This window comes from Paenirhodobacter ferrireducens, from assembly GCF_004022265.1.
In the GTDB taxonomy this organism is placed as follows: Bacteria; Pseudomonadota; Alphaproteobacteria; order Rhodobacterales; family Rhodobacteraceae; genus Rhodobacter; species Rhodobacter ferrireducens.
Genome location: NZ_SAVB01000006.1, coordinates 83,080 through 107,192 on the forward strand (window position 1 = coordinate 83,080; position 24,113 = coordinate 107,192).

The 24,113-nt window shown below is 67.0% G+C and carries 22 protein-coding genes; 18 read left to right on the forward strand and 4 right to left on the reverse strand.

Annotation, left to right across the window (positions count from 1 at the left end; genetic code table 11):
• The first annotated feature begins 205 nt into the window (after positions 1–205).
• Positions 206–1,198, forward strand: coding sequence for an NAD(+) diphosphatase (gene nudC / locus EOW65_RS06195; RefSeq protein ID WP_240664548.1), 993 nt, complete (start codon positions 206–208; stop codon positions 1,196–1,198).
• 67 nt (positions 1,199–1,265) lie between these two features.
• Complete coding sequence (locus EOW65_RS06200) at positions 1,266–1,793, forward strand: SRPBCC family protein (protein ID WP_128148106.1); 528 nt, start codon at positions 1,266–1,268, stop codon at positions 1,791–1,793.
• Here EOW65_RS06200 and EOW65_RS06205 read toward each other — a convergent pair.
• Positions 1,763–2,611, reverse strand: coding sequence for a prephenate dehydratase (locus EOW65_RS06205; protein ID WP_128148107.1), 849 nt, complete (start codon positions 2,609–2,611; stop codon positions 1,763–1,765). The two genes, EOW65_RS06200 and EOW65_RS06205, sit on opposite strands and share 31 nt — an antisense overlap.
• 201 nt (positions 2,612–2,812) lie before the next feature.
• Here EOW65_RS06205 and EOW65_RS06210 point away from each other — a divergent pair, with 201 nt between their 5' ends.
• From EOW65_RS06210 to EOW65_RS06235, 6 genes are all read left to right on the forward strand, one after another.
• Positions 2,813–3,346, forward strand: coding sequence for a c-type cytochrome (locus EOW65_RS06210; protein ID WP_128148108.1), 534 nt, complete (start codon positions 2,813–2,815; stop codon positions 3,344–3,346).
• Positions 3,347–3,485: 139 nt separating this feature from the next.
• A complete protein-coding gene (locus EOW65_RS06215; RefSeq protein WP_128148109.1) occupies positions 3,486–5,375 on the forward strand; it encodes an extracellular solute-binding protein in 1,890 nt (629 codons plus the stop codon).
• Positions 5,376–5,406: 31 nt separating this feature from the next.
• Positions 5,407–6,558 (forward strand): microcin C ABC transporter permease YejB, encoded by a 1,152-nt coding sequence (locus EOW65_RS06220; protein WP_128148110.1) that lies wholly within the window; start codon positions 5,407–5,409, stop codon positions 6,556–6,558.
• A complete protein-coding gene (locus tag EOW65_RS06225; RefSeq protein WP_128148111.1) occupies positions 6,558–7,664 on the forward strand; it encodes an ABC transporter permease in 1,107 nt (368 codons plus the stop codon). Before EOW65_RS06220 ends, EOW65_RS06225 begins: the two co-directional genes overlap by 1 nt.
• Entirely contained in the window at positions 7,661–9,253 is a 1,593-nt protein-coding gene (locus EOW65_RS06230; protein WP_128148112.1) for an ABC transporter ATP-binding protein, read from the forward strand. The genes EOW65_RS06225 and EOW65_RS06230 overlap by 4 nt, the downstream gene beginning before the upstream one ends.
• Entirely contained in the window at positions 9,250–10,476 is a 1,227-nt protein-coding gene (locus EOW65_RS06235) for a glycosyltransferase (protein WP_128148113.1), read from the forward strand. Before EOW65_RS06230 ends, EOW65_RS06235 begins: the two co-directional genes overlap by 4 nt.
• Positions 10,477–10,656: 180 nt before the next feature.
• Here the strand turns inward: EOW65_RS06235 and hemN are convergent, their stop codons facing one another.
• Positions 10,657–12,012, reverse strand: a complete 1,356-nt coding sequence (gene hemN / locus EOW65_RS06240) for an oxygen-independent coproporphyrinogen III oxidase (protein WP_128148114.1) — start codon at positions 12,010–12,012, stop codon at positions 10,657–10,659.
• A 58-nt stretch (positions 12,013–12,070) separates the two neighbouring features.
• Here hemN and fnrL point away from each other — a divergent pair, with 58 nt between their 5' ends.
• Complete coding sequence (gene fnrL / locus EOW65_RS06245; protein ID WP_128148115.1) at positions 12,071–12,817, forward strand: transcriptional regulator FnrL; 747 nt, start codon at positions 12,071–12,073, stop codon at positions 12,815–12,817.
• A gap of 87 nt (positions 12,818–12,904) precedes the next feature.
• Positions 12,905–13,102, forward strand: a complete 198-nt coding sequence (locus EOW65_RS06250; RefSeq protein ID WP_128148116.1) for a hypothetical protein — start codon at positions 12,905–12,907, stop codon at positions 13,100–13,102.
• A 72-nt stretch (positions 13,103–13,174) separates the two neighbouring features.
• Here EOW65_RS06250 and EOW65_RS06255 read toward each other — a convergent pair whose 3' ends face one another.
• Positions 13,175–14,014, reverse strand: coding sequence for a universal stress protein (locus EOW65_RS06255; protein WP_128148117.1), 840 nt, complete (start codon positions 14,012–14,014; stop codon positions 13,175–13,177).
• 252 nt (positions 14,015–14,266) lie between these two features.
• Between EOW65_RS06255 and ccoN the strand changes: the two genes are divergently transcribed.
• From ccoN to ccoS, 8 genes are all read left to right on the forward strand, one after another.
• Positions 14,267–15,868 carry a cytochrome-c oxidase, cbb3-type subunit I gene (gene ccoN / locus EOW65_RS06260; RefSeq protein WP_128148118.1) on the forward strand — a complete coding sequence of 534 codons (1,602 nt, stop codon included), beginning with the start codon at positions 14,267–14,269 and terminating at the stop codon, positions 15,866–15,868.
• Between the two features lie 12 nt (positions 15,869–15,880).
• A complete protein-coding gene (gene ccoO / locus EOW65_RS06265) occupies positions 15,881–16,609 on the forward strand; it encodes a cytochrome-c oxidase, cbb3-type subunit II (protein ID WP_128148119.1) in 729 nt (242 codons plus the stop codon).
• An 11-nt stretch (positions 16,610–16,620) separates the two neighbouring features.
• Positions 16,621–16,836 carry a cbb3-type cytochrome c oxidase subunit 3 gene (locus EOW65_RS06270; RefSeq protein WP_121533778.1) on the forward strand — a complete coding sequence of 72 codons (216 nt, stop codon included), beginning with the start codon at positions 16,621–16,623 and terminating at the stop codon, positions 16,834–16,836.
• A gap of 12 nt (positions 16,837–16,848) precedes the next feature.
• Positions 16,849–17,742: a cytochrome-c oxidase, cbb3-type subunit III gene (gene ccoP / locus EOW65_RS06275; RefSeq protein WP_128148120.1), complete on the forward strand. Its 894-nt coding sequence runs from the start codon at positions 16,849–16,851 to the stop codon at positions 17,740–17,742.
• 267 nt (positions 17,743–18,009) lie between these two features.
• Positions 18,010–19,452 carry a cytochrome c oxidase accessory protein CcoG gene (gene ccoG, locus EOW65_RS06280; protein ID WP_128148121.1) on the forward strand — a complete coding sequence of 481 codons (1,443 nt, stop codon included), beginning with the start codon at positions 18,010–18,012 and terminating at the stop codon, positions 19,450–19,452.
• Between the two features lie 10 nt (positions 19,453–19,462).
• Positions 19,463–19,918 carry a FixH family protein gene (locus EOW65_RS06285; RefSeq protein ID WP_128148122.1) on the forward strand — a complete coding sequence of 152 codons (456 nt, stop codon included), beginning with the start codon at positions 19,463–19,465 and terminating at the stop codon, positions 19,916–19,918.
• A gap of 4 nt (positions 19,919–19,922) precedes the next feature.
• The gene (locus EOW65_RS06290) at positions 19,923–22,160 is read left to right on the forward strand and encodes a heavy metal translocating P-type ATPase (protein ID WP_128148123.1); all 2,238 of its coding nucleotides are present in this window, start codon (positions 19,923–19,925) and stop codon (positions 22,158–22,160) included.
• A gap of 12 nt (positions 22,161–22,172) precedes the next feature.
• Complete coding sequence (gene ccoS, locus EOW65_RS06295; RefSeq protein WP_113899601.1) at positions 22,173–22,331, forward strand: cbb3-type cytochrome oxidase assembly protein CcoS; 159 nt, start codon at positions 22,173–22,175, stop codon at positions 22,329–22,331.
• 73 nt (positions 22,332–22,404) lie between these two features.
• Here the strand turns inward: ccoS and EOW65_RS06300 are convergent, their stop codons facing one another.
• Positions 22,405–24,060 carry a D-alanyl-D-alanine carboxypeptidase family protein gene (locus EOW65_RS06300; protein WP_449406763.1) on the reverse strand — a complete coding sequence of 552 codons (1,656 nt, stop codon included), beginning with the start codon at positions 24,058–24,060 and terminating at the stop codon, positions 22,405–22,407.
• Positions 24,061–24,113 lie beyond the last annotated feature (53 nt).

Sequence of the window (24,113 nt, forward strand, 5' to 3'; positions counted from 1 at the left end):
AGCAGAATTTTCCGAGTTTCAACCACCGGTTGCGCCTTTTCGGGCGGGCCGGGGGCGCCCGGGCGATGATGCGGAGGCGCAACGCCACTGGCCTTTCATCGCTGCCGCATGGCAAAAGGAAGGCGCGGGGCAGGCCGTTCCGCGCCGTGCCGGAGCCCCCATGTCAGACGCCCGTTCCCCAGATGTCCGTTCCGATGCCGCCGTGATGGCGGTCGATGCCCGCCCGGGCCTTGCCTTTGCGGGCTCGGGGCTCGATCGCGCGGCCTCTCTGCGCGGCGATGCCGCGGCGCTTGCCCGGATGGCGGTGGATCCTGCCGCCCGGATCGTGCCGTTCTGGCGCGGCCGGCCGCTGCTGGCGGGTGCGGAATCACCGGCCGATCCGGCGCTCGGTGCGGGGCTTGCCGGGCTCGCGCCGGGGGCGGCGCTGCTGTCGCACGCGGCGGGCGGGTTGATCTTCCTCGGCCTTTCCACCGGCGTGCCGGTTTTTGCCGCCGATATCTCGCCCTGGGTGCCCGAGGGGCCCGAGCCCGATTTCGGTGCCTTCTTCGATGACAGCGCGCAGCACCACCCGGATCTGCCGGCGGGGGCGGCCTTCGCCGACCTGCGCGGCGCGATGATGAGGCTCGACCCGCGCGCGGCGGAGCTTGCGGCGACGGCGCGGGCGCTGCTGAACTGGCACGGCACGCATGGCTTCTGCTCGGCCTGCGGCGCGGCGAGCACGCCTGCCCTTGCCGGCTGGCAGCGGGTCTGCCCGGCCTGCGGAGCGCAGCATTTCCCGCGCACCGATCCATGCGTCATCATGTGCGTGACCCACGGCAATTCGGTGCTGCTTGGCCGATCGCCGGGCTGGCCCGAGGGGATGTATTCCTGTCTCGCGGGCTTCATGGAGCCGGGCGAGCCGGTCGAATCCGCCGTCCGTCGCGAGGTGTTCGAGGAAACCGCGGTGCAGGTCGGGCCGGTGCGGCTGCTGGTGTCGCAGCCCTGGCCCTTCCCGGCCTCGCTGATGATCGGTTGCGCCGCCGAGGCCGTGAGCACCGAGATCACCTGCGATCCGGCCGAGATCGAGGATGCGCTCTGGATCAGCCGCGAGCGGCTCGCGGCAGTCTTTGCCGGTGCCGATCCCGTGATCCGTGCGCCACGCTCGGGGGCAATTGCGGGCTGGATGCTGCGGCAGTGGCTTGCAGACCGGCTGCATTGACTGCACGCTGCCCCCATATTCATTTCGCCCGAGCCCACCGGGCAGCGACCGTTCAAGGAACCCCGGCATGAAGTTCTCCAGCCGTGTCGACATCGCCGCCCCGGCGGAGTTTGTCTTCGACCAGATCGCCGACTTTGCCTCCTTCGAGCATGCGGCGCGGCGCCGGGGCGTCAGCCTGCGCCGGATCGATGCGCGCGCGGTGCCGGGGCCGGGGATGTCGTGGGATGTCGGCTTTCACTTCCGCGGCCGGTTGCGCCAGCTGACCGCCGAGATCATCCGCTTCGAACGCCCCGCGGCGATCGACTACAGCGGCAAGTCACATGGCTTCGAGCTGCTGCTCTCGCTGCAGATCACCGTGCTCGCGCCCGGGCGCTCGCGGCTGCATGTGATGCTCGACGCGCGGCCGCGCACGCTGGGCGCTCGGTTGCTGCTGCAATCGGCAAAGCTCGGCCGCAGCCGGCTCGATCGCAGCTTCGAAGAGCGCGTCGCAACGTTCGGTGCCGCGCTCTACACGCGCTTCGCGGCGGCGCGGTCTGGCGCCCGCGACGGGGTGGCGCCGCAGGCTCAGCCGTGGCGGCGCGGGTCGGCCGGATAGACGCCGAGCAACGCCATGTTCGAGGTGAAATAGTCGAGCTCGTCGAGTGCGAGACGCAGGTTGCTGTCGTCGGGGTGGCCCTCGACGTCGGCATAGAACTGCGTCGCGGTGAAATTGCCGTCGACCATGTAGCTTTCGAGCTTGGTCATGTTCACGCCATTCGTCGCGAAGCCGCCAAGCGCCTTATAAAGCGCGGCCGGGATGTTGCGCACGCGGAACACGAAGGTGGTCATCATCCGGCCGTGGCCGCGCCGCTTCAGGTCGGGCTCGCGCCCCATCACCAGGAATCGGGTTGTGTTGTGGGCGTGGTCCTCGATGTCATGGGCGAGCACTTCTAGGCCATAGATCTCGGCGGCAAGGGCCGAGGCCAGCACGCCTTCGCCCGGGGCCTGGCTGCGCGCCAGATCCGCCGCGGCACCGGCGCTGTCGGCGGCAGCATGCCCCGTGATGCCATGCTCGCGCAGGAAGCGCGCCGATTGCGGCAACAGCACCAGATGCGCGCGCACGTCGGTGATCTCGTCGAGCTTGCGGCCCGGCACGCTCATCAGGCAGATCCGCACCCGCACGAAAAGCTCGTCAAGGATGTGCAGCCCGGATTCGGGCAGGAGACGGTGGATGTCGGCGACGCGGCCATAGGTCGAGTTCTCGACCGGCAGCATCGCGAGATCGGCATCGCCCCGGCGCACCGCTTCGATCACCTCCTCGAAGGTGTTGCAGGGGAGGGCCTCCATGTCCGGGCGCGCCTCGCGGCAGGCCTCGTGCGAATAGGCGCCCGGTTCGCCCTGGAATGCGATCACGCCTTTGCGCTGAATGCTCATTGGTTCCTCCGTCTGCAGCTGCGGTCTGCCTATACCGCGCGCGCGCACAGGAAAAGCCGGATCGCGCCGACGGGGCAGCCGAAAACGCGCCCGGGCGCGACAAAAGGCGCCGAATTCAGGGCTTTCTTCAAAAAATCTTGAAAGGAAGGGGGCAAACCGGGTAAGTGCCGGCAACTGGACAGAGAAACTCAGGGGCGAGTCATGCTCAATTCGACCACGATCACCAAGGCTGCGGGCGGCGTGCTGGGCGCCTTCCTGTTCTTCCTCGTCGCCAATGGCGCCTCGGGCAAGCTGTTCTCGCTCGTCTCCGGCACGCATGTCGCGGCCGACGGCACCGAGGTCGCGATGATGACCGCCGCGCCGGGTGGCGCGGGCGGCGGTGACGCGGCCGCCGCGGCGCCGGTGGAAGAGGTCCAGATCGTGCTGGGCGAGGGCGATGCCGAGAAGGGCGCCAAGGTCTTCGGCAAGTGCAAGGCCTGCCACAAGGTCGACGGCACCAACGCCACCGGCCCGCATCTTGACGGCGTCGTCGGCCGTCCGGTCGCCTCGGTCGAGGGCTTCGGCTATTCCGACGCGCTCAAGGCGCATGGCGGCGAATGGACGCTCGAGGCGCTGAACGACTGGCTGAGCGGTCCGAAGGACTACATCCCGGGCAACAAGATGTCCTTCGCCGGTCTGCCCAAGGCGGAAGATCGCAACAACGTCATCACCTATCTGAAAAGCCTGAGCAACTGATCGCCGAAAGGCCGATCGGATCGCATTCCGGAAGGGCCGTCCCGCGGGGGCGGCCCTTTTGCCATGCTCTCACGCAGTTGCAACTTGCACCCCGGCGCGATGCCCTTTTAGCTGGGCGGGCAAGATACGGGAGAGACGGATGACGGGATCGGTGGTCGCGGTGCGGCGGATGCAGGGCAATGGTGCGGGACGGATGGTCGGGGCACTGCTGCTGGGCGCGGCGCTCTGGGCGGGGGTCGCGGCCGGGGCCCGGGCCGAGGAGACGATCACCGCCACGGCGATCTCGACGCTGGGCAATCTGAAATACGGCCCCGATTTCGCCCATCTCGATTACGTCAATCCCGAGGCGCCGAAGGGCGGCGAGATCTCGGAATGGGCGCCGGGGGGCTTCGACAACTTCAACCCCTACACGCTCGAGGGGCGGGCGGCGGCGCTGTCCTCGATCTCGCAGGAATCGATGCTGACCGGCACCGACGACACCGTGGGCGAGGCCTATTGCCTGCTGTGCGAAAGCCTCGAATACCCGGCCTCGAAGGATTGGGTGATCTTCACCCTGCGCGACGGCATCACCTTCTCGGATGGCACGCCGCTGACCACCGAGGACGTGCTCTTTTCCTACGAGCAGCTGCGCGACAAGGGGCTGTCGAGCTTCCGCGCGGTGGTGGCGCAGCAGATCGCCTCGGTCGAGGTGCTCGATCCGAAACGGGTGAAGTTCACCTTCGTGCCGGGCTCTCCTCGGCGCGACATCATCCAGTCGGCGGGCGGGCTGCCGGTGTTCTCGAAGGCGGAGTTCGCGCGCGACGGCATCGACCTGGCGAAATCCTCGCAGGCGGCGCTGATCGGCTCGGGCCCCTACATGTTCGACAGCGCCAAGAACGGCCGCACCGTGGTGTGGAAGCGCAACCCGGCCTATTGGGGCGCGAAACTGCCGATCAACGTCGGGCGCTACAACTTCGACAAGATCCGCGTCGAGTATTACGGCGATTATCAGGCCGCCTTCGAGGGCTTCAAGGCCGGCAGCTATACCTTCCGCAACGAGGCGAGCTCGCTTGCCTGGGCGACGGGCTATGACTTCCCGGCGCTGACCAAGGGGCAGGTGGTGAAGGCGGAACTGCCGAATGGCAATGTCGCCTCGGGACAGGCCTTTGCCATCAACCTGCGGCGCGAGCGGTTCAAGGACATCCGCGTGCGCGAGGCGCTCGGGCTGATGTTCAACTTCGAATGGTCGAACGAGACGCTGTTCTATGGGCTTTACGCGCGGGTGAACTCGATCTGGGAGAACTCGCCGCTGGCCGCGACCGGCACGCCCACGCCCGAAGAGGCCGAGATCCTGAAACCCTTCGCCGCCGATCTGCCCGAAGGGGTGCTGACCGATCCGGTGGCGATGGCGCCGGTGTCCGGCAAGCGCCAGCTTGACCGCGGCAACCTGCGCAAGGCGGCGGCGCTGCTGGATGCGGCGGGCTGGCCGGTGGCCGACGACGGGATGCGGCGCAATGCGAAGGGCGAGACGCTGAAGGTCGAGATCCTGAACGACGACCAGAGCTTCGACCGAGTCATCAATCCCTATGTCGAGAACCTGCGCGCGCTTGGCGTCGACGCCGCGATGGCGCGGGTGGACGACGCGCAATACGAGAACCGGCGCCGCTCGCATGACTATGACATGATCACCACCTCGCTTGGCCAAAATGAGATCCCGGGCGCCGATCTGCAGCAGTATTTCGGGTCGGCCGGGGCGGGGGATGCGTTCAACGCCATGGGGCTTGCGAACCCGGGCATCGACGGGCTGGTGCGGCTGGTCGAGGAGGCGCAGACGCAAGACGAGCTGACGCCGCGTGTGCATGCACTTGACCGGGCCCTGCGCGCCTTCCACTTCTGGGTGCCGCAATGGTTCAAGGCGAGCTACACCGTCGCCTATTACGACATGTACGAGCACCCCGCCGCGCTGCCGCCGCATGCGCTCGGCGAACTGGACTTCTGGTGGTACAACGCCGAAAAGGGCGAAAAGCTGAAAGCGGCCGGGGCGTTCTGAGCCAACAGGCGGCACGAAAGGGCGGGCAGGCATGGGTGCCTATATTCTGCGGCGGTTGCTTCTGGTGATTCCGACGCTGTTCGGGATCATGCTGATCAACTTCACGCTGACGCAATTCGTCCCCGGCGGGCCGATCGAGCAGATCGTCGCGCGCGTGCAGGGCGAGGCGGACACGATGCGCAACCTCTCGGGCGGCGGCGACGCCGGCACGCAGGGGCAGGGCGGCGTCGAGGACGGCGGCTATCAGGGCGCGCGCGGCATCTCGCCCGAGCTGCTGGCGCAGCTCGAGGTGCAGATGGGCTTTGCGCGGATCACCTGCCCCGAGGGGGTGGCGCCCGACCTGAAGAACCCCGCCTGCAGCAAGGAAAAGATCCCGGCCTGGCGGCGCTTCGTCACGATGATGGGCGATTACCTAACCTTCGATTTCGGCAAGAGCTTCTTCCACAACAAGACCGTGGTCGAGCTGGTGCTCGAGAAGATGCCGGTGTCGATCTCGCTCGGGCTGTGGTCGACGCTGCTCGCCTATCTGATCTCGATCCCGCTTGGCATCCGCAAGGCGGTGAAGGACGGCTCGCCCTTCGACACATGGACCTCGGGGGCGATCGTCGTCGCCTATGCGATCCCGTCGTTCCTGTTCGCGGTGATGCTGATGGTTCTGTTCGCCGGCGGCAGCTTCTGGAAGATCTTCCCGCTGCGCGGCCTGACCTCGGACAATTTCGACAGCCTCAGCATGGCGGGCAAGGCGCTCGACTACCTGTGGCACATCACCCTGCCGACGGTGGCGATGACGATCTCGGGCTTTGCCACGATGACGCTGCTGACGAAGAACTCCTTCCTCGACGAGATCAACAAGCAATATGTGATGACCGCGCGGGCGAAAGGGCTGAGCGAGCGCAAGGTGCTGTATGGCCACGTCTTCCGCAACGCCATGCTGATCGTGATCGCGGGCTTCCCGGCCACCTTCCTCGGCGTCTTCTTCGGCTCCTCGATCATCGTCGAGACGATCTTCTCGCTCGACGGGCTGGGGCTTCTGGGCTTCCAGGCGGCGGTCGAGCGCAATTATCCGGTGATCTTCGGCACGCTCTATGTGTTCGGACTGATCTCGCTGGTCGTCGGCATCCTCAGCGACCTGACCTATGTCTTCGTCGATCCGCGCATCGACTTCGAGCGGAGGGCCGGCTGATGATCCTGTCGCCGCTGAACGCCCGGCGCTGGCGCAACTTCCGCGCCAACCGCCGCGCCTTCTGGTCGCTGGTGCTGTTCGCCACGCTCTTCGTGCTGTCGCTCTTTGCCGAGGTGATCGCGAACGACAAGCCGATCCTCGTGCGCTATCGCGGCGAGGTCTTCGTGCCGGCCTATCGCTTCTACCCGGAAACCGCCTTCGGCGGCGATTTCCGCACCGAGGCGATCTATCGCGACCCCTCGGTGCAATGCCTGATCGTCACCGGCGGGCGCGAGGAATGCTGGGACACGCCCGAGGAGACGATGGCCGAGGCGAAGACCACCGGCACTGTCGGCGGCGAGAAAATCGAGCGCGGCTGGATGATCTGGCCGCCGATCCCCTACCATTACCGCACCATCAACAACGTCGGCGCCGCGCCGTCCGCCCCTGATGCACAGCACTGGCTGGGCACCGACGACACCGCGCGCGACGTGCTCGCCCGGGTGATCTACGGCTTCCGCACCTCGGTGCTGTTTGCGCTGATCGTCACCTCGATCTCCTCGGTGGTGGGGATCGCGGCGGGCGCGGTGCAGGGCTATTTCGGCGGCCGCACCGACCTGATCTTGCAGCGCCTGCTCGAGATCTGGTCCTCGACCCCCTCGCTTTACGTGATCATCATCCTCTTCGCGATCCTCGGGCGCGGCTTCTGGCTGCTGGTCTTCATCGTCATCCTCTTCGGCTGGCCGGCGCTGACCGGCGTGGTGCGGGCCGAGTTCCTGCGCGCGCGCAACTTCGAATACGTGCGTGCCGCCCGCGCGCTTGGCGTTGCCGACCGGGTCATCATGTTCCGCCACATCCTGCCCAATGCGATGGTGGCGACCCTGACGATGCTGCCCTTCGTCATCACCGGCGCGATCTCGACCCTCGCCTCGCTCGACTACCTCGGCTATGGCCTGCCGAGTTCCGCGCCGTCGCTGGGCGAACTGGCGCTGCAGGGCAAGCAGAACCTGCAGGCGCCCTGGCTTGCCTTCACCGCCTTCTTCACCTTCTCGATCATGCTTTCGCTGCTCGTCTTCGTGTTCGAGGGCGTGCGGGACGCCTTCGACCCCAGAAAGGTGTTCAAATGACCCCCGTCCTCCAGGTCGAGAACCTGCGCATCTCCTTCCGCGCCGACGGCCGGCTTGTGCCCGCGGTGAAGGGGGTCAGCTTTGCCGTGAACAAGGGCGAGACCGTGGCGCTGGTGGGCGAGTCCGGGTCCGGCAAGTCGGTGACGGCGCTGTCGACGGTGGCCCTTCTGGGGCCGAACGCGGTGCTCGAGGGCTCGGTGCGCTATGCCGGCGCCGAGATGATCGGCGCGCCCGAGGCCGAGCTGCGCCGGGTGCGGGGCAATGACATCAGCTTCATCTTCCAGGAGCCGATGACCTCGCTCAACCCGCTGCACACGATCGAGAAGCAGATCGGCGAGAGCCTCGCGCTGCATCAGGGGCTGAGCGGCCCCGAGGCGCGCGCCCGCATCCTCGAACTGCTGACCCGCGTCGGCATCCCCGAGCCCGAGACCCGGCTTGCCGATTACCCGCATCAGCTCTCGGGCGGGCAGCGCCAGCGCGTGATGATCGCGATGGCGCTGGCGAACGGGCCTGACCTGCTGATCGCCGACGAGCCCACGACCGCACTCGACGTCACCATCCAGGCGCAGATCCTCGAGCTTCTGGCCGAGCTGAAGGCCGAGGAGGGAATGTCGCTGCTGTTCATCTCGCACGATCTGGGGGTGGTGCGGCGCATCGCCGACCGGGTCTGCGTGATGAGCCAGGGCGAGATCGTCGAGCAGGGCCCGGCGGCCGAGATCTTTGCCAACCCGCAGCACCCCTATACCCGCAAGCTGCTGGCGGCCGAGCCGACGGGCCGGGCCGAGCCGGTGCCGGCGGATGCGGCGGAGCTGTTGAAGGCCGATCACCTCAAGGTCTGGTTCCCGGTCAAGCGCGGGCTCCTGCGCCGCACCGTGGGCCATGTGAAGGCGGTGAACGACGCGACGCTGAGCGTGCGCGCCGGCGAGACGCTGGGCATCGTCGGGGAGTCGGGGTCGGGCAAGACCACGCTCGCCCTTGCCCTGATGCGCCTGATCGAGAGCGAGGGGCCGATCACCTTCGCCGGGCAGGAGATCTCGCACTGGCAGGCGCGGGCGCTGCGACCCCTGCGCCGCGACATGCAGATCGTCTTCCAGGACCCGTTCGGCGCGCTCTCTCCGCGGATGACGGTCGAGCAGATCATCGCCGAGGGGCTGACCGTGCATGGCCTCGAGCCCGGCCGCAACCGGCGCGAGATGGTGGCCGAGATCATGGCCGAGACCGGGCTCGACCCGGCGATGATGGAACGCTATCCGCATGAATTCTCGGGCGGGCAGCGGCAGCGCATCGCCATCGCCCGGGCGATGATCTTGCGGCCGCGGCTCGTGGTGCTGGACGAGCCGACCTCGGCACTCGACATGACGGTTCAGGTGCAGATCGTCGAGCTGTTGCGCGAACTGCAGCGCCGCCATGGCCTTGCCTATCTCTTCATCAGCCACGATCTGCGCGTGGTGCGGGCGCTCGCGCACAAGGTGCTGGTGATGCGCCGCGGCGACGTGGTCGAGGCCGGCCCCGCGGCCGAGATCTTTGCCGCACCGAAGACCGAGTACACCCGGGCGCTGATGGCGGCCGCACTTGGAGACAGTGTTTGAAGATTTTGTTTGTTCACCAGAATTTCCCGGGGCAGTTTCCCCGCCTTGCCCCGGCGCTTCAGGCGCGCGGCCATCAGGTGCTGGCGCTGACCGTCGAGACGAACACCCGCCCCTCGCCGGTGCGGGTGGTGAAATACCGCAAGCCCGACGCGGTGACGATCGAACCGCGGCTGACGCGGATGTATGCCGAGGTCAGCGAACGCGGCCTGCGCGCGGCCTTTGCCGCCCGCACCCTGCGCGAACGCTACGGCTATGTGCCCGATGTGATCTTCGGCCATTCCGGCTGGGGCGAGACGCTTTACCTGAAAGAGGTCTGGCCCGAGGCGAAGCTGCTCGTCTATGCCGAGCTGATGTATCGTACCACCGGGCTCGACACCGATTTCGATCCGGAATTCGCCCGCCCGGGGCTGGAAAGCCGGATCTCGACCACCGCGCGCTCGGCGCATCTGATCCAGGCAATGGTGCAGGCCGACGCGGCGCTCTCGCCCACCGCGTTCCAGGCCGGCACCTTCCCGCCCGAGCTGCGCGCAAAGATTACCGTATGCCATGACGGTATCGACACCGAGCGGGTGAAGCCCGACCCGGCGGCGCGCTTCACCGTGCCGGGCACGACGCTGACTTTCCGCCCGGGCGACGAGGTGCTGACCTTCGTCAGCCGCTCGCTCGAACCCTATCGCGGCTTTCACACCTTCATGCGGGCGCTGCCCGCGGTGATGGAGGCGCGCCCGGCGGCACAGGTGCTGATCGTCGGCGAGGAGGGGCAGAGCTATGGCGGCGCACCGAAGGACGCGGAAAGCTGGAAGCAGAAGATGCTGGCCGAGGTCGGTGACCGGCTCGATCTGAGCCGGGTGCATTTCCTCGGCCGCGTCAGCTACAATGATTTCGTCTCGATCCTGCAGGTCGGGCGGGTGCATGCCTATCTGACCTATCCCTTCGTGCTGAGCTGGTCGCTGATGGAATCGATGGCGGCGCAGGCGCTGGTGGTGGCGTCGGACACCGCGCCCCTGCGCGAGGTGATCACGGACGGGGTGAACGGGCGGCTCGTCGATTTCTTCGATGTCGCGGGCTGGTCTGCTGCGCTGACCGAGGCGCTGGCCGATCCCGCGCGCTACGATCCGCTGCGCGTGGCCGCGCGCGCAACGATCCTCGAGAAATACGACCTGCAGACGATCTGCCTGCCGCGGCTGGTGGAGTTCGTCGAGGCCGCCGGGCGTGCCGGCTGAGGCCGCGGCGGGGGCTGCCTGCCCCCGCGCCCCCGGGAGTATTTCCTCCAGGGAAAAGGGCATCGGCTTTTTCTTGGCCCAAATACTCCCGCCGGAGGCACCTGTGACCGGGGCAGGGGAGGGGCGGATCAGAAAGGGGGCGCCCGCTGGCGCCCCCTCCTTCTGTCCCTCGGCCGTGACTCAGATCGCCGAGCTGTGGCCCGCCTTCGACAGGTCATAGGCGTCGAAATGGCGTGCGATCATCCGGGTGAGGGGGCGGCCCTTTTCCGGGATCTCGAGCCCCCCGGCGGTCACTTTCACCATGTCCTCGAACTGCGCGGCACAGCTGCGGAACATCGCGGACAGCTCGGCCGGATCGGCGGCGTAATCGGCGACCAGCTCGGCCGCCGAGACGCGGAAGTCGCACATCAGTGCCTCGATCAGTCGCGCGCGCATCTTGTCCTCGGCGGTGAAAACATGGCCGCGGGCGGTGGAGAAATGCCCGTCGCGGATCGCGCCGGTATGGGCGCCGGTGGCCGGGGCGTTCTGCGCATAGCCCTGCGGGAAGCGCGAGATCGAGGAGGCGCCCATGCCCACCAGCGCCTCGGCGAGGTCATCGGTGTAGCCCTGGAAATTGCGCCGCAGCTTGCCCGCCTTCTGCGCGACCGACAGCCCGTCGGTCGGCAGGGCGAAATGGTCGATGCCGATCTCGTCATAGCCGTCGGCGACGAAGAGCTTGCGCGCGACCTCGAAGAGTTCCAGCCGCTCCTGCGGCGTCGGCAGGTGGTCCGAGGGGATCATCGTCTGTCGCCGCGCCATCCACGGCACATGGGCATAGCCGTAAAGCGCCACCCGGTCGGGGCCGAGCGACAGCAGCTTCTGCACCGATTCCGCGATCTTCGTCGGCGTCTGGTGTGGCAGGCCGTAGAGGATGTCGGCGTTCAGGCTGGCGACGCCGCGGTCGCGGATCATGTCCACGGCGGCCTTCGTCACCTCATAGCTCTGCTCCCGGCCGATCACCTGCTGGATCTGCGGGTCGAAGTCCTGCACCCCGATCGAGGCGCGGTTGAGCCCGCTTTCGGCGAGCGCATCCATCCGTGCGGCGTCGATCTCGTTCGGGTCGATCTCCACCGAGAACTCGCCGCCCTCGCCCATCGGCACGGCATCGAAGACCGCGGCTGCGATCCGGCGCATCATGTCGGCGGGCATCAGCGTCGGCGTGCCGCCGCCCCAGTGCAGCCGCGACAGGGTGACCCCCGGCGCCAGCCGCTCCTTCAGCATCTTCAGTTCGCTCAGCAGCGTCTCGGCATAGGCGCGCACCGGCTCGTCGCTTTGCGTGCCCTGGGTGCGGCAGGCGCAGAACCAGCACAGCCGGCGGCAGAAGGGGACGTGCATGTAGAGCGAGATCTGCGACCCGGCGGGGATCGCCTCGATCCACTGGGCGAAAAGCGACGGCCCCACTTCGGTCGAGAAATGGGGCGCGGTCGGGTAGCTCGTATAGCGGGGCACCCGTGCGTCGAAGAGCCCGAGCCGGGTGAGTTGCGATTCCTGTTCCATGCGCCTATCTTTAGGAGGAGAAAACGAAACGCGAATTGACCCAAATCAAGTGGCAACGATGGCTCACGACGACGTGCATCCGGTCTCCCTCGCCTGCGGGGACTGTCCGATTCGGCACCGTGCCGTCTGCGCCCGTTGCGAGACGGACGAGCTCGAAGAACTCGAATCGATCAAGTATTACCGCAGCTTCGAGGCCGGCCAGACGGTGATCTGGTCGGGCGACAAGATGGATTTCGTGGCCTCAGTGGTCTCGGGCATCGCGACGCTGACGCAGACGCTCGAGGACGGGCGCACGCAGATGGTGGGGCTGCTGCTGCCCTCGGACTTCGTCGGACGGCCGGGGCGCGAGAGCGCGACCTACAATGTCTCCGCCACCACCGATATCCTGATGTGCTGCTTCCGCCGCAAGCCCTTCGAGGAGATGATGGAGCGCACGCCCCACATCGCGCAGCGGCTGTTGCAGATGACGCTCGATGAGCTTGATGCGGCGCGCGAATGGATGCTGCTGCTGGGGCGCAAGACGGCGCGGGAGAAGATCGCCTCGCTGCTGTCGATCGTGGCACGCCGCGATGCCTCGATCAAGCTGCGCACGGCGGCCGGGCGGATGACTTTCGATCTGCCGCTGACCCGCGAGGCGATGGCCGATTATCTTGGCCTGACGCTCGAGACGGTGAGCCGGCAGATCTCGGCGCTGAAGCGCGACGGGGTGATCGAGCTCGAGGGCAAGCGCCATGTCACGGTGCCGGACATGGACCGGCTGCTGATCGAGGCCGGCGACGACAGTGACGGCGGTTTCCTCGTCTAGACTGGAAGACGTCTGAACTTGGCGACCGCTCTTGCGACGGAGAGGCACTGCCCCCTATCCTGTTAACGATTGTTAAAAGGATGGGACATGATCCGTTTTGCTTTTGCCTTTGCCTTGATGTTGGCGAGCGCCGCCGCGGCGCAGCCGGTCGGCCTGATCCATCTGACTGTTCGGCCGGAAGCAGCCGGCACGCCGGTTGCGCACGGGGGAGGGTGTCGCAAATCCTCGCCGCCCGGTCAGTGCTGCCACATGGACCGGAAGGCCGGCCGGGTCCATTGTCATTGATGTCATGCGGCGGCCGATCATGTGAAAACGGCGCCCTGAGGGGCGCCGCTTCCGTTCGCGGAGTGGATTTCGTCAATGCGCCATCAGCACCGGCACTTCGGCCAGTTCCAGCATGTGCCGGGTGGCGCCGCCGAGGATCGCCTCGCGGAAGCGCGAGTGGCCATAGGCGCCCATCACGATCATGTCGGCCTCGGTCTCGCGCACGTGGCGGTTCAGCACGTCCGACACCCGCGGCATCGTCTTTGCCAGCACCGAGACCTCGGCATGCACGCCGTGGCGGGCGAGCATCTGGCTCAGCTGGCCACCGGGGTCCGAGCGTTCCGGGCCGTGCGGCGGCGGGTCGATTACCGTGATGTCGACCAGCTCGGCCGCCTTCAGGAAGGGCAGGGCCTTGCGGATCGCGCTCATCGCCTCGTTCGACTGGTTCCATGCGACGACCACGCGCCGCGCGCCGACCGCGCCCGCATAATTGTCGGGAACGATCATCACCGGCACCTGCCCCTCGAAGAGCGCGGCCTCGATCGCGGCCTCGATCTCCTGGCCGCGGCCCTTGCCGTAGGGCCGGCCCATGATGACGAGATCGGCGAAGCGGGCGCGCAGCCCGGCCACGGTGGCGATCGCGCCGATCTGCACCACGACCGCTTCCGCGCTCCAGCGGATGTCCTCGGCCTCGAGACGGGCCTTCACCGCGGTCTCGATCTCGCGCGCCTCTTCCTGAGCGCGGTCGAGCGTCTCCTGCTGTACGAAGGCGGTTGCCCCGGCGTAGTAATACCCCGTCTGGGTCCGGTCGACGCCCATGCACAGGACATCGAGATGCGCATCCTCCTGCCGGGCGACGGCGACCGCCGCATCCAGCTGTGCCTTGGCGGCCGCAACATCCGTCACGATCGTCAACAAGGTCTTGTAAGCCATGGTTTTTGTCCTCCGCGTCTGCTTCCTGGGCGCAAACTAGCTCTATGACATGGGGAATACCTTGATCCCGATCAAGTGTGTTGCTGGCCGGGGACGATCCTGCGGCGAATGAGCTCACCCCCTCGTGATTGATTTGATACAGATCAAGGCATCAGGCATACCCTGAGACCACAAGAGCGATAGTCGAAACTTCCCGCCCCGGATCGACCGATTCTGGGAACGGGGGGAAGACAAGACGAAGGGACGCACAACATGTGGGATTACATCAAGCTGATCGCGCTTGGTCTGGTAGCGGTGCTCGCCGCTATCGCGGCCAACTACGCGCGCGATCTTCCGTACATGGTGAACGCGATCGAGATCATGCTGGCAGCAGCGATCGCGTTCATCTGGGTGCTGCGCACCATGGGAGGGCCGAAACCCTCCGAAAGCGAATATTTTGACGGCGTTATCCGCGCAGGCGTGATCGCGACGGTGTTCTGGGGAATCGTGGGCTTCCTCGTCGCCGTCATCATCGCCTTCCAGCTCGCCTTCCCGGCGCTCAACTTCGAGTGGGCCCAGGGCTACCTGAACTTCGGCAAGCTGCGGCCGCTGCACACCTCGGCGGTGATCTTCGCCTTCGGTGGCAACGCGCTGATCGCTACGTCGTTCTATGTGGTGCAGCGCACCTCGGCGGCGCGTCTCTTCGGTGGCACGGCCTTTGGCTGGTTCGTGTTCTGGGGCTGGCAGCTGATCATCGTGACCGCGGCCTCGGGCTATATCCTCGGTGCGACCCAGTCGCAGGAATACGCCGAGATGGAATGGCACGTCGACTGGCTGATCACGATCGTCTGGGTCACCTATCTGATCACCTTCCTCGGCACCATCTTCAAGCGCAAGGAACCCCACATCTACGTGGCCAACTGGTTCTACCTGTCCTTCATCGTGACCATCGCGATGCTGCATGTGGTGAACAACCTCGCGATCCCGGTGTCGATCTTCGGCTCGAAGTCGGTGCAGGTGTTCTCGGGTGTGCAGAACGCGATGACGCAGTGGTGGTACGGCCATAACGCGGTGGGCTTCTTCCTGACCGCGGGCTTCCTGGGCATGATGTACTACTTCGTGCCGAAGCAGGCTGAACGCCCGGTCTATTCCTACAAGCTGTCGATCGTGCACTTCTGGGCGCTGATCTTCCTCTATATCTGGGCCGGTCCGCACCATCTGCACTACACCGCCCTGCCGGACTGGGCCTCGACCCTCGGCATGGTGATGTCGGTGATCCTGTGGATGCCCTCGTGGGGCGGCATGATCAACGGCCTGATGACGCTCTCGGGCGCCTGGGACAAGCTGCGCACGGACCCGGTCATCCGGATGATGGTGGTCTCGGTCGGCTTCTACGGCATGTCGACCTTCGAAGGTCCGATGATGTCGATCAAGGCGGTGAACTCGCTGTCGCACTACACCGACTGGACGATCGGTCACGTGCACTCGGGCGCGCTCGGCTGGAACGGCATGATCACCTTCGGCGCGCTCTACTTCCTGGTGCCGAAACTGTGGTCGCGTGAACGGCTCTACTCGACCAAGCTCGTGAGCTGGCACTTCTGGCTCGCCACCATCGGCATCGTGCTCTACGCCGCGTCGATGTGGGTGACGGGCATCATGGAAGGCCTGATGTGGCGCGAAGTCGACAGCCAGGGCTTCCTCGTGAACGCCTTCGCCGACACCGTCGCCGCGAAGCATCCGATGTACGTGGTGCGTGGTCTGGGTGGTGTGATGTATCTCACCGGCGCCTGCATCATGGCCTACAACCTGTGGGCCACCGTCGCCAAGCAGCCGCGCGCTGCCGCCGCCTCGGTCGCCGCAGTTCCGGCCGAATAAGGAGATCCGCAGATGGCACTTCTGGACAAACATGGCGTCATCGAAAAGAACGCCACGCTGCTGCTGATCTTCTCCTTCCTCGTCGTCACCATCGGCGGCATCGTGGAGATCGCGCCCCTGTTCTATCTCGAGAACACCATCGAGAAGGTGGAAGGCGTGCGTCCCTACACCCCGCTCGAGCTGACGGGCCGCGACATCTACGTGCGGGAGGGCTGCTATGTCTGCCACTCGCAGATGATCCGTCCGATGCGCGACGAGGTGGAACGTTACGGTCACTACTCGCTCGCCGCCGAGTCGATGTATGACCACCCGTTCCAGTGGGGCTCGAAGCGGACGGGGCCCGACCTCGCCCGCGTCGGCAACCGCTACTCGGATGCGTGGCATGTGGACCACCTGACGAACCCGCAATCGGTCGTGCCGGAATCGGTGATGCCGAAATACGGGTTCCTCAAGACCCGCATGATCGAACCCACCTATATCGAGGACCGTCTCAACACCGATCAGCTCGTGGGCGTGCCCTACACCTCCGAGATGATCGCCAACGCGAAGGCCGACTTCGCCGCGCAGGTCAATCCTGACGGCGATACCGATGGCCTGACCGAACGGTATGGCGCGAAGGTCAACATCCGCAACTTCGATGGCCAGCCCGGCATTTCGGAGATGGATGCGCTGATCGCCTATCTGCAGGTTCTCGGCACGATGGTCGACTTCTCGACCTTCCAACCCGTGGCAAGTCGCTGAGGGGGCAGGGGATGGACTACCATATCTTCCGTGAATTCGCCGACAGCTGGGCTGCGCTGGCGATGCTCCTTGTCTTCGTGGGAGCCGTCGTCTTCGCGCTGCGCCCTGGCTCGCGCCGGGTCCATGACGATACGGCAAGCATCCCCTTCCGACATGATGACAAACCCGCCTGTTCTGGCGGCGGCTGCAAGGACGGCTGCTGCAAGGACGACGGCGCCACGTTGTAAGGAGGCGTGGACATGAGCAAAAAACCGACCACCAAGAAGCAAGTCGAGACCACGGGCCATTCGTGGGACGGCATTTCCGAATACAACAATCCGCTGCCGCGCTGGTGGCTGTGGACCTTCTACGCCTGCATCGTCTGGGGTGTGGCCTATTCGATCGCGATGCCGGCCTGGCCGATCTTCGCCTCGGGGGCGACGCCGGGCCTTCTGCACAGCTCGACCCGCGCCGATGTCGCGGCCGACATCCAGAAGTATGCCGACGCCAACAAGCCGATCGAGGAAAAGCTGGTGGCGACCGACCTGAACCAGATCGCCAACGATCCGGAACTGGTCGACTTCACCCGCAACGCCGGCGGCGCGGTGTTCCGCACCTGGTGTGCGCAGTGCCACGGCGCGGGCGCGGGCGGCAACCCGGGCTTCCCGAACCTGCTCGACAGCGACTGGCTGCATGGCGGCACGATCGAACAGATCTACACCGACGTGCTGCACGGCATCCGTGACCCGCTGGATCCGGACACCAACCCGGCCGCGGCGATGCCGGCGCACCTGACCGACGGTCTGCTCGACCAGACCCAGATCGACGACGTCGTGCAATACGTGCTGCAGATCTCGGGCCAGCAGGCCGATGCCGCCAAGGCCACGGCCGGCGCGGAGGTCTTCGCCAACAACTGCACCGCGTGCCACGGCGAAGACGCCAAGGGCATGCAGGAGATGGGCGCTCCGAACCTGACCGACGCGATCTGGCTCTATGGCGGCGATCAGGCCACCATCACGAAGACCGTCGAATTCGGCCGCGCGGGCGTCATGCCCTCGTGGAGCTATGCCCCCGAAGGCGGCACGGCGCGTCTGAGCGAAGCGCAGATCCGTTCGGTCGCGGCCTACGTCCACTCGCTGGGCGGCGGTCAGTAACACAAGAAATTCGGGGGACTGCGGAGCGATCCGAAGCCCCCCGGGTGGCACCGGCGCCCCGTCCTGTTCGCGCGTTTCCTGGGGGCGCCGGTGTTTTTCCTGCCGGACGATGCAATCGCCCCGCCGCCTGCGCGTGCGGGGTTTCCTTTTCCCGGGCCGGCATATCCTGTATCAGAAATCTGCAATTTTGACGCATGTCAAAGCCTTTCCGGTCCTGCCATAGCAGAAGGGACCGGAATTGAGAGATCAGACAACGGAGAGAGACCTGTGAGCTCCACCGAACCGAGTGAATCCGGCCCGCTTTACGCCGCGCGCGAACCCGTCTTCCCGCGCCGTGTGAAGGGTCATTTCCGTACCCTGAAATGGGTGCTGATGGCCCTGATGCTGGGCATCTACTACATCACCCCGTGGATCCGCTGGGATCGCGGTCCGGCGCTGCCTGACCAGGCGGTGCTCGTCGACCTGGCGAACCGGCGCTTCTTCTTCTTCATGATCGAGATCTGGCCGCACGAGTTCTACTTCGTCGCCGGCCTTCTCATCATGGCGGGGCTCGGGCTCTTTCTCTTCACCTCGGCGATGGGGCGCGTGTGGTGCGGCTATGCCTGCCCGCAGACGGTCTGGACCGACCTCTTCATCCTCGTCGAGCGCATCGTCGAGGGCGACCGCAACGCCCGCATCCGCCTGCTGCGGCAGAAGTGGAACTTCGAGAAGATCCGCAAGCGGATGACGAAGTGGACGCTGTGGCTCCTGATCGGCGTCGCCACCGGCGGTGCCTGGGTCTTCTACTTCACCGACGCGCCGACGCTCCTGCATGACCTGCTGCACGGCTCGGCCTCGGCCGTGGCCTACACCACGATCGCCGTCGCCACCGCCACCACCTTCGCCTTCGGCGGCTTCGCGCGCGAGCAGATCTGTATCTATGCCTGCCCCTGGCCGCGCATCCAGGCCGCGATGATGGACGAGGACACGATCACCATCGCCTATCGCGAATGGCGTGGCGAGCCGCGCGGCAAGCCGGGCGTCGCGGGCAACGGCGACTGCATCGACTGTCAGGCCTGTTTCAACGTCTGTCCGATGGGCATCGACATCCGCAACGGCCAGCAGCTCGAATGCATCACCTGCGGGCTGTGCATCGACGCCTGCAACGAGATGATGGACAAGGTCGGCAAGCCGCACGGGCTGATCGGCTACATCGCGCTGAAGGACGAGGCGAAGGAACGCGCGGGCGAGCATCCGACGAATGTCTGGAAGCACATCTTCCGGCCGCGCACGATCCTCTATTTCACCCTCTGGGCCGGCATCGGCATCGGGCTGGTGGTGGCGCTGTTCATGCGCTCGCCGATCGACTTCAACGTCACCCCGAACCGCGACCCGCTCTACGTCGTGCAGGGCGACGGCTCGATCCGCAACATCTACACGCTGCGGCTGCGCAACAAGCATGGCGAGGCGACCACTTACCGGATCTCGGTCACCACGGAGGACCATGAAGAGCGCGCGCCGCTGACGCTGACGCTCGAAGGCCAGCCGGGCGATACGGTGACCGCACCTGCCGACCAGCTTTCGACCCAGCGTCTTTATATCGAGGCGCCGGCCGGGTCGAAGATGGCCCGCGAGGACCGGTCCGAGATCAAGATCTGGGTTGAAGACGTGAAGGGCACCGACCGGGCTGCGGCCGAAGCGGTGTTCAATGGCCGTGAACAGCATCACTGAGGAGCACAGAATGGGAAAACCCCTGACCGGCCGGAAGGTCCTGCTGATCGCACTTGCCTTCTTCGGCATCGTCATCGCCGTCAACGTCACCATGGCGGTGAAGGCGGTGAAGACCTTCCCCGGGCTCGAGGTGTCGAACTCCTACGTGGCGTCGCAGACCTTCGACGCCGACCGTGCCGCGCAGGAAAAGCTCGGCTGGGTGGTCGAGCCGACCTATGACCGCGGCGTCCTTTCGCTGGTGATCCGCGACAAGGGGGGGCTGCCCGCACGGGTGGCCACCCTGAACGCCCTCGTCGGCCGCACCACCATGGCCAGCGAGGATGTCGAGCCCGAGTTCTCCTTCTCGGGCGGGATCTTCTCGGCGCCGGTGGCGCTGGCGCCGGGGGCCTGGCTGATCCATCTCGATGCGGTCGCCCATGACGGCACCAAGTTCCGCCAGCGCATCGACCTCTTCGTGGACAAGTAAGCCGATGACGGTCGCCCCTGCCGCCAATGGTCTGGCCCCTTCCGCCCCGCAGACGGGGGAGGCAGAGCATGTTTCCGCCTCGGCCTGCCCGGCCTGCCTTGCGGCCCCCTCGGCCGAGGCGCTGGCGAAATCGGGTGACCTCCGCGGCGCGCGGATCATGCTGTCGCTGCCGACGGCGCATTGCGCGGTCTGCATCACCGATGTCGAGCGGGAACTGTCGCGCCAGCCCGGCGTGCGCTCGGCGCGGGTGAACCTGACGCTGAAACGCGTCTCGATCGACGCCGAGCCGGGGGTGGAGGCGGCACCGCTTGTCGCCGCACTCGACGGCATCGGCTATGAGGCCTACGAGCTCGATCCGGGCCTGCTCTCGGCGACCGAGACCGACAAGCGCGGCCGTGACCTGCTGATGCGCATCGGCGTCGCAGGCTTCGCGATGATGAACATCATGCTGCTCTCGATCTCGGTCTGGTCGGGGGCCGAGGACGCCACGCGCGACATGTTCCACTGGATCTCGGCGGCGATCGCGCTGCCGACGGTGGTCTTCGCCGGGCAGCCCTTCTTCGCCTCGGCCTGGGCCGGGCTGCGGCACGGGCGCGTCAACATGGACGTGCCGATCTCGCTGGCGCTGATCCTCGCCTCGTCGATCTCGCTTTACGAGACCGCGCATCACGGCCATCAGGCCTATTTCGATGCGGCGGTGATGCTGTCCTTCTTCCTGCTCGTCGGGCGCTATCTCGATTACCGCACCCGCGCCGTGGCGCGCTCGGCGGCCGAGGAGCTGGCCGCGCTCGAGGTGCCGCGGGCGACGGTGCTGCGCGATGGCGCCGAGGTCGTGGTGCCGGTGGGCGAGCTGGTTCCGGGCGACATCATCCGGGTGCGCCCGGGCGGCCGGATCCCGGCCGATGGCACGGTGACCGAGGGCACGTCCGAGACCGACCGTTCGCTTCTGACCGGCGAATCGCTGCCCGTCTATGCCGGGCCCGGCGTGACGCTTTCGGCGGGCGAGGTGAATCTCACCGGCCCGCTCACCCTGCGCGTCACCGCGGCGGGCAAGGACAGTTCGCTGCACCGCATGGCGGATCTGGTCGCCACCGCCGAATCGGCGAAGACGAAATACACCTCGCTGGCCGAACGGGCGGCGCGGGCCTATTCGCCGCTGGTGCACACGCTCGCCTTCTCGTCCTTCCTGATCTGGCTGTGGATCACCGGCGGCGACGTGCGCCACGCGATCAACATCGCTGCGGCGGTGCTCATCATCACCTGCCCCTGCGCGCTTGGCCTTGCGGTGCCCGCGGTGGTCACCGCGGCCTCGGGGCGGCTTTTCCGCAAGGGGCTGCTGATCAAGGACGGCACCGCGCTCGAGCGGCTGGCCGAGGTCGACACCGTCGTCTTCGACAAGACCGGCACGCTGACCATGGGGGCGCCCACGCCCGAGAACCTGTTTGACCTCACGCCCGCGCAATTCGCCATCGCCGCGGCGCTTGCCGGGGCCTCGTCGCATCCGCTGGCGACGGCGCTCGCCGCGGCGGCGCAGGCGCGCGGCATCGTTCCCGCCGCGCTTGACGATCTGCGCGAGGTGCCGGGCTATGGCGTCGAGGGGCGGCTCGACGGCGCGATCCTGCGCCTTGGTCGGGCCGACTGGGTCGGAGCCGAGGCGGGCAGTGTGACCGCGACGCATCTGCGCATCGGCGCCGAGGCGCCGGTGACGCTGCGCTTTGCCGACAGCCTGCGCCCGGGCGCCGAGGCGGCGGTCACGGCGCTGCTCGCACAGAAGAAACGCGTGCTGCTGGTCTCGGGCGATGTCGAGGGCGCGGTTGCGGCCCTTGCCCGCCGGCTTGGCATTGCCGAGTGGCACTCGGGGGCCCGGCCCGAGGAAAAGGCGGCGCTGGTCGCCGAGATGACCGGCGCCGGCGCGCGGGTGCTGATGGTGGGCGACGGGCTGAACGACACTGCGGCGCTCGCCTCGGCGCATGTCTCGATCTCGCCGGCCTCGGCGCTCGATGCGGCGCGCACCGCCTCGGACATCGTGCTGCTCGGTCAGGATCTGGCGCCGGTGGCCGATGCCGTGCGGATCTCGGTGCAGGCGCGGCGGCGGATCAAGCAGAACTTCGCGCTTTCGGGGCTTTACAACGTCGTCGCGGTGCCGATCGCGCTGGTCGGTCTGGCGACGCCGCTCGCCGCGGCCTTGGCGATGTCGGCCTCCTCGATTACGGTGTCACTGAACTCCCTGCGGCTGAAGTGAGCGGAGGCGCCGATGTCCGTCCTGACCTATCTTATCCCGATCTCGCTATTCCTTGGCGGTTTTGGCCTTGTGGCCTTCTTCTGGACGCTGCGCACGCGCCAGTATGAGGACCCGAAGGGCGACAGCGAGCGCATCCTGTCGGATGAATACGACGATCACCCCAAAGGCTGATCAGCAAGACTGTCAGAGATGAAAAAGCCGGCCCCGGGCCGGCTTTCGTTTGTCTGGCGGTGGGGCAGGGGGCTCAGGGCCCGATCACCGTGCAGTCCGAGGCGCGGGCGTTCAGCCGCGCGCAGGCCAGCTCGGCGCCGGCCTTGGTCATGCCGACGAAATTCGCCTCGAAGCCGGTCTTGCCGCGGGCGACCTTGCGCAGCGCATCGCCGAGCGTGTCGCTTTCCATCAGCGCAGTCTTCAGCAGCGAGCGTTCGGCGGCGTATTGCGAGGGGAACTTGCCGACATTGACCCCCCAGTTGCGCCCGCCCGAGCTCGAGGCGCGGGCGACCACCTCGCGCTCCTGCTGCGGCGCGGGGGCAGGCGGCGTCAGCGCGGCCAGGATCACCGTGTTGTCGGTCGGGTTCTTGTGGCCGGCCATCTCCAGCGTCTCGGGTTGCGGCGTCGAGGTCTGCACGAACATCGGCTCGCGCGGATCGGGGGCGTCGCCCTCGGCCGGCGTGTCCTCGGAAAAGTCGCTCATCGCCAGCGTCTCGGGCTGCGGCGTCGCGGCCTGGACGAAGCCCGCCGCGGCGACCGGAACGGTTTCGCGCGGGGCGGCGGCAGGGCGCGGGCTGGGGGCCTGGGCCACGACATCGGTGACCTCGGCCACGGCGGCGGCGACCGGCGCGGGCGCCGCGGGCTCGAGCGCCTTCGCCAGCGCGAGCTCGACCGCCTCGCGGTCATGCGCCGCGGTGCCCGGGCGCGCCATCGGCCGCGGGCTTGCCGGCGGGGCGGCGGCCAGACGCAGCGTTTTTGCCGCGGCGACCGGGGTATCGCCCTCGTCCGCGTCATCCTCGGCGCCGGTGACCTCGGGGCCGGCGACGCCGGTCGCATCCGCCATCAGGGCAGGCGGTGCCGGCTTGTCGAGGGTGGTCTTGCCCGGCGCGCGTGCGAAGCCGAGATCGAGCAGCTCGGCCACCTTGGCATTGCGCTGTGCGGTCGAGGTACCGCCGAAGACGGTGGCAATGATGCGCTTGTTGCCGCGCTGCGCCGAGGCGACGAGGTTGAAGCCCGCGGGCACGGTATAGCCGGTCTTGATCCCGTCGGCGCCCTCATAGGCATCGAGGAAGCGGCGGTTGGTGCTCGACACTTTGGCGATGCCGGCGTCCGCGGTGCGGCGGGAGAACAGATTATAATACTGTGGGAAGTCGTAGATCACGTGGCGGCCGAGAATCGTCATGTCCCGCGCCGTCGACATGTGGCCCTCGCGGGTCAGGCCGTTGGCATTCCGGAAGGTGGTGTTCTTCATGCCAAGCGCCTTGGCCATGCGGTTCATCTTGGTGGCAAAGCCCGCCTCGTCGCCGCCGAGATAATCGCCGATCGCCGCGGCCGCGTCGTTTGCGGATTTCACCGCCGCGGCACGGATCAGGTAGCGCAGCTGGATCTTCTGGCCGGCACGCAGGCCAAGCCGCGAGGGCGGCTGGCTTGCCGCATGGGCGGTGACGGTGACGACGGAATCGAGGCTGACCTGGCCGCGCTCGATCGCGTCGAAGGTCAGGTAGAGCGTCATCATCTTGGTCAGCGAGGCAGGGTGCAGACGGGTATCGGCATTCTGCGAATAGAGCACCTCGCCGGTTCGCGCATCCATCACCATTGCGGCAAAGGGCGCGGCCAGCGCAGCCAGCGGCAGGAAGATCAGGGAGAGTGCAAATAGCCCGTAACGGACCCATCGCGCGAGCGTGGTCACGGTTTCTGTCCTTGTGCTGCCTCGTGCCCCGTTGTTTTGATCCGGAGCTTTGG

Excerpts from the sequence above, each read along its gene's own strand:
- nudC (WP_240664548.1), top strand. The coding sequence starts at position 206 with ATGGCGGTCGATGCCCGCCCGGGCCTTGCCTTTGCGGGCTCGGGGCTC.
- EOW65_RS06200 (WP_128148106.1), top strand. The coding sequence starts at position 1,266 with ATGAAGTTCTCCAGCCGTGTCGACATCGCCGCCCCGGCGGAGTTTGTC.
- EOW65_RS06205 (WP_128148107.1), bottom strand. The coding sequence starts at position 2,611 with ATGAGCATTCAGCGCAAAGGCGTGATCGCATTCCAGGGCGAACCGGGC.
- EOW65_RS06210 (WP_128148108.1), top strand. The coding sequence starts at position 2,813 with ATGCTCAATTCGACCACGATCACCAAGGCTGCGGGCGGCGTGCTGGGC.
- EOW65_RS06215 (WP_128148109.1), top strand. The coding sequence starts at position 3,486 with ATGACGGGATCGGTGGTCGCGGTGCGGCGGATGCAGGGCAATGGTGCG.
- EOW65_RS06220 (WP_128148110.1), top strand. The coding sequence starts at position 5,407 with ATGGGTGCCTATATTCTGCGGCGGTTGCTTCTGGTGATTCCGACGCTG.
- EOW65_RS06225 (WP_128148111.1), top strand. The coding sequence starts at position 6,558 with ATGATCCTGTCGCCGCTGAACGCCCGGCGCTGGCGCAACTTCCGCGCC.
- EOW65_RS06230 (WP_128148112.1), top strand. The coding sequence starts at position 7,661 with ATGACCCCCGTCCTCCAGGTCGAGAACCTGCGCATCTCCTTCCGCGCC.
- hemN (WP_128148114.1), bottom strand. The coding sequence starts at position 12,012 with ATGGAACAGGAATCGCAACTCACCCGGCTCGGGCTCTTCGACGCACGG.
- fnrL (WP_128148115.1), top strand. The coding sequence starts at position 12,071 with ATGGCTCACGACGACGTGCATCCGGTCTCCCTCGCCTGCGGGGACTGT.
- EOW65_RS06250 (WP_128148116.1), top strand. The coding sequence starts at position 12,905 with ATGATCCGTTTTGCTTTTGCCTTTGCCTTGATGTTGGCGAGCGCCGCC.
- EOW65_RS06255 (WP_128148117.1), bottom strand. The coding sequence starts at position 14,014 with ATGGCTTACAAGACCTTGTTGACGATCGTGACGGATGTTGCGGCCGCC.
- ccoN (WP_128148118.1), top strand. The coding sequence starts at position 14,267 with ATGTGGGATTACATCAAGCTGATCGCGCTTGGTCTGGTAGCGGTGCTC.
- ccoO (WP_128148119.1), top strand. The coding sequence starts at position 15,881 with ATGGCACTTCTGGACAAACATGGCGTCATCGAAAAGAACGCCACGCTG.
- EOW65_RS06270 (WP_121533778.1), top strand. The coding sequence starts at position 16,621 with ATGGACTACCATATCTTCCGTGAATTCGCCGACAGCTGGGCTGCGCTG.
- ccoP (WP_128148120.1), top strand. The coding sequence starts at position 16,849 with ATGAGCAAAAAACCGACCACCAAGAAGCAAGTCGAGACCACGGGCCAT.
- EOW65_RS06285 (WP_128148122.1), top strand. The coding sequence starts at position 19,463 with ATGGGAAAACCCCTGACCGGCCGGAAGGTCCTGCTGATCGCACTTGCC.
- EOW65_RS06290 (WP_128148123.1), top strand. The coding sequence starts at position 19,923 with ATGACGGTCGCCCCTGCCGCCAATGGTCTGGCCCCTTCCGCCCCGCAG.
- ccoS (WP_113899601.1), top strand. The coding sequence starts at position 22,173 with ATGTCCGTCCTGACCTATCTTATCCCGATCTCGCTATTCCTTGGCGGT.